The sequence below is a fragment of the uncultured Nostoc sp. genome, assembly GCF_937863485.1.
Taxonomy (GTDB): Bacteria; Cyanobacteriota; Cyanobacteriia; order Cyanobacteriales; family Nostocaceae; genus Nostoc.
On record NZ_CALMFY010000207.1, the window covers coordinates 3,252 to 11,015 of the forward strand.

Here is a 7,764-nt window from a genome sequence, read left to right on the forward strand (position 1 = left end):
ATACTCGTGAATGAGTCTTTTAGCTGCGTTCATCCACCTTTGATACTCGTGAATGAGTCTTTTAGCTCCATTCATCCACCTTTGATACTCGCGTTACTCTTCCTCAACCCTCCTCTTGACAAGTCGAATTACCCCCCTTAATCCCCCTGATGTATAGACTCGCGGGGTAGGGGCAGAGCAATGCTCATTAGTGTCAACTTAAGCAAAAACTCCTTTAAAACCTTGTTTCCAGCCAGAGGCTGGAAATGTTCTTTCATTGCGGCTCTGCCGCTAGTCTTGAGGCAAAGCCTCCCATTATGCATTCCCAGTCGGAGACTGGGAACGAGACAACCCACGCAAGTGGGTAAAGCCTTGTTTAGTTGCGGTTTCTAACCGCCCTTTTAACTGGGTGGGCAATGCCCACCCCAAATTGTTATCCAATTACCTCAGCAGTCTTCTCCTTATCCAACTTGAGAATCAGCACACCCAAAGGTGGCAAACACAAATCCAGCGAATAGGGATGACTGTGCAAAGACCAATCATCCGTCCACTTACCACCTAAGTTGCCCATATTGCTGCCACCATATTTACGCGCATCACTATTGAACAACTCGGTATAAAATCCCTTTTGCGGTACACCGATGCGGTAATGAGAATGGGGTTGCGGTGTAAAATTGCAAACCACGATCGCAAAATCATCAGAATCCTTGTCACGACGCATGAAGGCAACTACACTATGGCGGTTATCGCTACAGTCAATCCACTCAAACCCCGCTTGGGCAAAATCCTGCGTGTACAAAACTGGTTCAGAACGGTAGAGATGGTTCAATTCCTGGAAAAACGTTTTTAACTGTTGGTGGGCTTCATCCTGCAATAAATACCATTGCAAATCAGTCCAATCATTCCACTCACTCCACTGCCCAAACTCCATGCTCATAAACATGGTTTTCTTGCCTGGGTGAGCAAACATATAGGCAAATAAACAACGCACATTTGCTAACTTCTGCCATGTATCCCCCGGCATTTTACCGATGATATTGCTCTTGCCATGCACCACTTCATCGTGAGACAGGGCCAGCATAAAGTTCTCGCTGTGGTTATACCACATACTAAAGGTGATATTGTTTTGGTGGAACTGACGGAACCAAGGGTCCATGCTGAAGTAATCCAGCATATCGTGCATCCAGCCCATATCCCACTTCAAGTTAAAGCCCAGTCCGCCTGTGTAGGTGGGCCAAGATACCATTGGCCAGGAAGTCGATTCTTCTGCTATTGAGAGAGCACCGGGGAAATAGCTGAAGATCATGTGATTTACCTGACGCAGAAAATCAGCTGCTTCTAGGTTTTCTCTGCCACCATACTGGTTGGGCAGCCATTCTCCTGGTTCGCGGCAATAGTCGTTATAGAGCATCGAGGCAACAGCATCGACACGAACCCCGTCAATGTGGTACTTGTCAAACCAGAAGAGAGCATTTGCTGCTAGGAAATTACAAACTTCATGGCGACCGTAATTGAACACCAAAGTACCCCATCCTTTATGTTCACCTTTGCGGGGGTCAGCGTGTTCGTATAAATGGCTACCATCAAAGAAAGCTAAACCATGTCCATCTTTGGGGAAGTGACCAGGAACCCAATCTACAATTACCCCCATATCATTTTCATGACATTTGTCAATAAAATACATGAAATCTTCGGGGCTACCAAAACGGGAGGTGGGGGCATAGTACCCAGTTACTTGATAACCCCAAGAACCATCAAAGGGATGCTCCGCAATGGGTAGCAATTCTATATGGGTGTATCCCAAGTCTTTGGCATAGGGAATGAGTTTTTCTGCCAGTTCCCGGTAGGTAAGGAAGCGTGCGCCTGGCTTCAGTCCAGAAACGACAACTACAGGTTCGGTTTCACCATTTGGCAGTTTAGCAGGTTCAGCACTCGAACCGTGTAACCAAGAGCCTAAATGCACTTCGTAGACTGAAATTGGCTGGGTAAGGGGGTCAGTGCGACGCCGTTTTACCATCCAGTCTTCGTCATTCCAACTATAAGCATTTAAATCAGTCACAATGGATGCAGTTTTCGGGCGGAGTTCCTGTCGGAAACCGTAAGGATCTGATTTTTCGTAAATGTGCCCTTCAAAATTTTTGATTTCATATTTGTAATGCTCTCCCACACCGATTTCAGGAATAAATAATTCCCAAATTCCCGTGGGGCCTTTACGCATCTGGTGTTTGCGCCCATCCCAGAGGTTGAAATCTCCTAGCAATGAAACATTACGGGCGTTGGGTGCCCAAACAGCAAAATAAACGCCCTTAACGCCGCCTATTTCCGTGGGGTGCGCTCCCAGTTTCTCGTAAATCCGGTGATGGTTGCCTTCACTAAATAAATGCAAGTCAAAGTCTGTCAAGTTGGGAGAACGGAAAGCATAAGGGTCATAGGTGACACGCTCATTTTCTCCTTCTTTAATGCGTAACTGGTAGTTTGCCAGTTCTGGAGTGTCAATCGTGCATTCAAAAAAATGGGGATGATGCACTGTTTGCATTGGGTATTCCTTGCGTTCTTCAGGAAGAACAACCCATGCTGCACTTGCATTTGGTAGGTAGGCCCGCACAGCCCAGACAGTTTTGCCATCTTGTTCTATGGGATGAGAACCTAGTATTTCAAAGGGATCGTTATGCTGATTCCAAACGATACGGTTAACCTGTTCAGAGGCGATCGTGGTCATGGACATGAGGCTACCTAAATGAAATAACGTGATTGACTAAATCTACTTTTTTCACATCTATATATATTTATATATTCTTTACATTTATTTGCAATTTTGTCGCCACCGTTATCGTACCTCAGAATGAGTCATCAATCTTTTTGGGGCATGGGCCAAACAGGGCATGGGGGAAAGCTCTTGACTTTTGACCCTTGAGTAATTTATCAAAAATTTAAAAATGGGAAAAACTGAAGTAATGTTTTACGTATGCGAAGCAAGAAAATCTGTTCCCGAATTTTGGGGTCTAGTTTTGGTGGCGGGGCTTCTTGCAGCTGCGCTTGCAATTGAACGTATTCGGCAGCTGTTAGGAATTTCCCATCAATAGGCGATCGTGCTTCTATGATAATCTTTGTCCGTAATATTTCTTCTGGTGTATCCTCTGGTGGCGGTAATGCTATTACCGCTGATCCCCAATGGCTACTTAATCCAACCAACATTGCACTAATTACAATTACACTTAGTAATTTTATCGCCTTTCTCGCTTTAACTCTCCCCATCTCCTGGACTGCGTTCACAACGCAGGATGAAAATCTGTTTGGTCAATGCCCAAAGTTACAAATTTTTACAATAAAAATCTGGCAATATCAAGGGACATCATCAGGTCTCTCCTGATACGGAATAGACTACAGTGAATGCTCTTGAGCAATTACCAGCGATCGCAATGAATTGTTTTGTCCTCTCAAAACTCAGGAGTATAAGCCATTCCAAACACCAAATGAGGCAAGTACCTTGCCCACAAGATCGTTTAGATTTACAGAACTCAACTCCCTTGGACTCAGAACAAGGTTCGGTCAGACGAGAATTCAGGCGGACACTTGGTTGAGGAGGTAACCCTGATCAACAGTATCCTTTGGGAGCAACGCGAAAAAGTGAGATCATCGTGAAATGAGTAGGGGGAGTCAAGAGAAACTTATAGTAACTTTTACTACTCAAATAGCCCGTAATCCACTTATTTTTTCTCTTCCCCTGCCTCTCCTGCTTACCCATCTCACTGTTATAGCATTGCTCCCTATCCTTTACTGGCTGCCCTACTTAGCTGATATTTAAGCAAACTCTAGGCTCTGATACACCAATACAAAACATCCAGGTTTTTACGTGAACCTAATTAATTCAAGCTATGTGGTGATAAGCGTTATTACTAAGCTGTTTTTGGCATGATTTAAACTAAACAGGACTTACACAAAAATTGCTCAAAAGCTTAATTTATCGTAGACACGTAGTGGCTTGCCGCAGGCTACCGCCTTCTCTACGAGACGCAAGGGAAACGTGTAGCCTCTCCAAGAGTTTACGCTAAGAGCTCCTTCTCTACGAGAGGCTCCGCCAACGCCAACGCGGAGGGTCTCGTAGAGAAGAGAAGAATTCGTAGAGTGTGCGTAAGTCCGACTAAAGCTTAGGGTGCCTTATTTAGGACTAGCAGTGGGTTTAGCACTGGGAGTAGCTCCAGAAGTAGCTCCAGGAGTAGCTCCAGAAGTAGCTCCGGGAGTAGCTCCAGAAGTAGCTCCGGGAGCAGTGGTAGGGCTAGACCCAGCAGTAGGTGCATCAGTTGGTTCACCTGTAGCAGCTGGAGTAGTAGTAGTAGTAGTACCAGCACCATCACCACCGCCTTCACAGGCTCCGAGAATTGTCGCCAGACTTAACATTACAGCTAAACCAAAGATTTTTGTCTTCATAACTCCTCTTTCACCAATTGTGGCTAGAACAATTTTTCACCTTTTGAATACGATACCGTATTTATTGCTTTTTTTTAAATGCTGTGAGATTACATACTTAAAAAACAATCTTTTGGGGTATTTTTTCAGATTAGGTATCATACAGCCATCTGATTAGTTTCTCTTAACTCAGCAGCAAAACGGAAATTCCCAAATTTTCTAGCAAACCGAGCTACGATAGCAAAAAATTTTATTTTTTTTCACGGAGTATTGCATTTTGCTGCCCTGCGTTGCCATACTTTAGGTGCGATATTTAAAGGGCAAGCTGTCCAGTTGCTAATCGCTGATTGCAAACATTGCAATATCTAGAGGATGCAAACATTGGTACAGCTACCTATCAGAACAGTTAAAAGGGTGTAGTGTGTTATGTGTGCTTGTTGCACAGAAGGCGATTTTAACCTCAGCAAAAACAGACAATCAATCTAAAGTACAATATTTCCCATCTAAAAAAATTTATGGTAGTTGCTCGTAAATCTGCTGTTTCTACAAGAGGTACTTGGTTCGGGCGAGATTCTATCCTTTCTTTAGGGAGGCGACGTTCTTTGCGTCTGGAGTCAGCAGCACGGAGCGCTTCTACACCCGCTGCTCAAGCTGCACCAGTATTTTCTCAAAGACAACAGCGTTCCTCGAAAAGTTTCGCGGTTTCTCCCACAAATGAGGCAGTTTTGCCCAAATCGGTGAAAGAGTTAGGTAAACAACAACCGCCAAATCTCAATCAGCAGTCGAGTGCGAATCAGAAGACTCCGAGGGTAGGTTTTCTTCGCCTTCCCATAATGCCTAATTCTGGAGCGGCACCGTTATGGTTGCTGCGCTTGTACATCTTTGATCGTTATTCGTCAGCTTTGGCGTTGTTGTTAGTAGCATCGACACTTGCTGTTTATGGCTGGACGGTATATTCTCAAGAGCTTTGGAGTCAGTCATATCGCAGACTGCAAAACCTCCAACGTCATGAGCGGCTGCTAACGACTACTAACGCGACGCTAACAAATAAAATGGCTGATGAAGCAGAACAACCAGCAGCAGGACTGGTATCGCCGACTCCTCAAGGAATGATTTTCTTGCCTCCAGCATCTCATAGTCCGAAGCCAGCATCGTCTAACACAACGCCAAATTCTGAAACACAACAGCAAACACTCTCGCCACTGGGGTATTAAGGTTAGGAGTCATTCAATTTTAAATTTTAGATTTTAGATTTTAAATTTTTCTTTCAATCCAAAAATTCAAAATCTAAAATTGCCACTTTTAGGAGTCAAAGCTCAAAGTTGAGAGTAACTAACTTTGACTCTTGATTCCGAAAAGCAATTTGCTACTGAGTAGGGCAATGCAAAAATCACCAAGCAAAATAAAGTTCAGAAAGTTTCGGAATCCAGCATTCACAAGGCGACAGAAGGGTTCTAAACGAGGATTGTTGGGGACACTTGCCTCTAATATCCAAGACCAAACATCCAATACCAAGTCTCGACTGTTTATAGTCTGGGGCGCATTAATGGCAGCAGGGTTGGGGTTGGGTGTCAACTTGTATAACCTGCAAATTGTTCGAGGATCAAAGTTAACAGAACAGGCGCGAAACCAGCAAATGGTGAATCTGCGACCTTTTATGCCTCGTCGCCCGGTGATCGATCGCAATAGTAATTTGTTGGCGATTGACCGTCCTGTATATACTTTATACGCTCATCCCAAGCTATTTGATAAGTCTAATGAAGATATGGCAGAGCGACTTGCCCCAATATTGGCAAAGGATACTGCTGAATTAGTGAAAACTTTTCAAAGCAAAAGAAGCGGAATTATACTTGCCCCAGACTTACCGGAAGAAATGATTGATCGCGTCATCTCTTTGCGCTTAAATGGCTTGGAGTGGATTCAAAAATACTCCCGATATTACCCGCCAGATGATTTGGTTGCTGATGTAGTGGGCTATGTGAATCTTGACCGTCGTGGTCAAGCAGGTGTGGAATACTCTCAAGAGAAGTTGCTAGAACGTCCTGTGCAAACGGTGCGGCTCAGTCGGTCGGGTAATGGGGACTTGATGCCGGATCATGCGCCCGAAGGTTTTCTACATTTTGATGATTTGCAACTGCAACTCACTATCGATAGCCGTCTGCAACGAATTGCTCGCGTTGCGCTTAAACAGCAGATGGAGAAGTTTAACGCCAAACGGGGAGCGGTAATTGTGATGGATGCGTTGGATGGTTCCTTACTGGCCCTGGTTTCTCAGCCTAACTATAACCCTAATGAATACTCTAAAGCTAATATCTCGCTATTTAAAAACTGGACGGTGGCGGATCTTTATGAACCGGGATCGACTTTCAAGCCTTTGAATGTGGCGATCGCTCTGGAAAATGGTGTCATCAAACCAGATGATATGTTTAATGACTCCGGTTCTATTCGAGTCGCTAATTACACCATCAAAAATGCGATGAGTAATGCTAATGGGCGAATCAGCATCGCTCAGATTTTGCAATATTCCAGCAACATTGGCATGGTGCAAATTATCCAACGTTTAAAGCCTTCAATCTACTACAACTGGCTAGAACGCCTGGGATTAGGACAAAAAGTTGATACAGATTTACCTTTTGAAGTTGGCGGTCGGCTCAAAAGTCAAGAAGAATTTATCGCTTCGCCAATTGAGGCAGCTACTACTTCCTTTGGACAAGGCTTTTCCATGACACCGTTACAGCTAGTGCAAATGCACGGTGCTTTAGCCAATGGCGGTAAATTGGTCACACCCCATGTAGTTCGGGGGCTGATTGATAGCAAAGGGCAGATGCATGATTCACCCCCTCGCACCATCCCACGCCAAATTTTCTCAGCTGCAACAACCCAAAAGGTTGTGCAAATGATGGAAACTGTTGTTACTGAAGGCAGCGGAAAGGCGGCACAAATTCCGGGATATCGGATTGCTGGTAAAACTGGTACAGCCCAAAAAGCTAGTCCTAATGGCGGCTACATCAAGGGTGCTAGAATGACCAGCTTCGTAGCTATTTTGCCAGTGGAATCTCCTCGCTATGTAGTGTTTGCAGTGGTGGATGAGCCAAAAGGAGAAAGTGCCTACGGTTCTACTGTCGCCGCCCCAATTGTGAAGTCGGTGATTGAAGCCCTGATTCCTCTTGAGGAGATTCCGCCAAGTAAGGAGATTGAGCAACAGACGAAAGCGCCGTAAGCAGGGGGGAGTGGGGACAAGGGGCAGGGAGGAAGAGGAGCACAGAGTGGAGTTCAAAGACTCGTCAGCGAGTATTAAAGACTCATTCACGCAGTTCAAAGACTCGTAGCCGAATATAAAAGACAAATTAACGCAAATCAAAGACTCATAAGCAAGTA

Annotated in this window: 5 protein-coding genes; 2 read left to right on the forward strand and 3 right to left on the reverse strand. The window is 44.8% G+C overall.

The window, feature by feature from the left end:
- Positions 1–412 precede the first annotated feature (412 nt).
- From glgB to Q0541_RS28000, 3 genes are all read right to left on the reverse strand, one after another.
- Positions 413–2,704 carry a 1,4-alpha-glucan branching enzyme gene (gene glgB, locus Q0541_RS27990; protein WP_298918985.1) on the reverse strand — a complete coding sequence of 764 codons (2,292 nt, stop codon included), beginning with the start codon at positions 2,702–2,704 and terminating at the stop codon, positions 413–415.
- A 197-nt stretch (positions 2,705–2,901) separates the two neighbouring features.
- The gene (locus Q0541_RS27995; protein WP_298918988.1) at positions 2,902–3,234 is read right to left on the reverse strand and encodes a hypothetical protein; all 333 of its coding nucleotides are present in this window, start codon (positions 3,232–3,234) and stop codon (positions 2,902–2,904) included.
- Positions 3,235–4,137: 903 nt separating this feature from the next.
- Positions 4,138–4,407, reverse strand: coding sequence for a hypothetical protein (locus Q0541_RS28000; RefSeq protein ID WP_298918991.1), 270 nt, complete (start codon positions 4,405–4,407; stop codon positions 4,138–4,140).
- Between the two features lie 494 nt (positions 4,408–4,901).
- Here Q0541_RS28000 and Q0541_RS28005 point away from each other — a divergent pair, with 494 nt between their 5' ends.
- Together Q0541_RS28005 and Q0541_RS28010 are read left to right on the forward strand one after the other, a co-directional pair.
- Positions 4,902–5,600 carry a hypothetical protein gene (locus Q0541_RS28005; RefSeq protein WP_298918994.1) on the forward strand — a complete coding sequence of 233 codons (699 nt, stop codon included), beginning with the start codon at positions 4,902–4,904 and terminating at the stop codon, positions 5,598–5,600.
- Between the two features lie 167 nt (positions 5,601–5,767).
- Complete coding sequence (locus Q0541_RS28010) at positions 5,768–7,606, forward strand: penicillin-binding protein 2 (RefSeq protein WP_298918999.1); 1,839 nt, start codon at positions 5,768–5,770, stop codon at positions 7,604–7,606.
- Positions 7,607–7,764 lie beyond the last annotated feature (158 nt).

Excerpts from the sequence above, each read along its gene's own strand:
- Q0541_RS28000 (WP_298918991.1), bottom strand. The coding sequence starts at position 4,407 with ATGAAGACAAAAATCTTTGGTTTAGCTGTAATGTTAAGTCTGGCGACA.
- glgB (WP_298918985.1), bottom strand. The coding sequence starts at position 2,704 with ATGTCCATGACCACGATCGCCTCTGAACAGGTTAACCGTATCGTTTGG.
- Q0541_RS28005 (WP_298918994.1), top strand. The coding sequence starts at position 4,902 with ATGGTAGTTGCTCGTAAATCTGCTGTTTCTACAAGAGGTACTTGGTTC.
- Q0541_RS28010 (WP_298918999.1), top strand. The coding sequence starts at position 5,768 with ATGCAAAAATCACCAAGCAAAATAAAGTTCAGAAAGTTTCGGAATCCA.
- Q0541_RS27995 (WP_298918988.1), bottom strand. The coding sequence starts at position 3,234 with ATGGGGAGAGTTAAAGCGAGAAAGGCGATAAAATTACTAAGTGTAATT.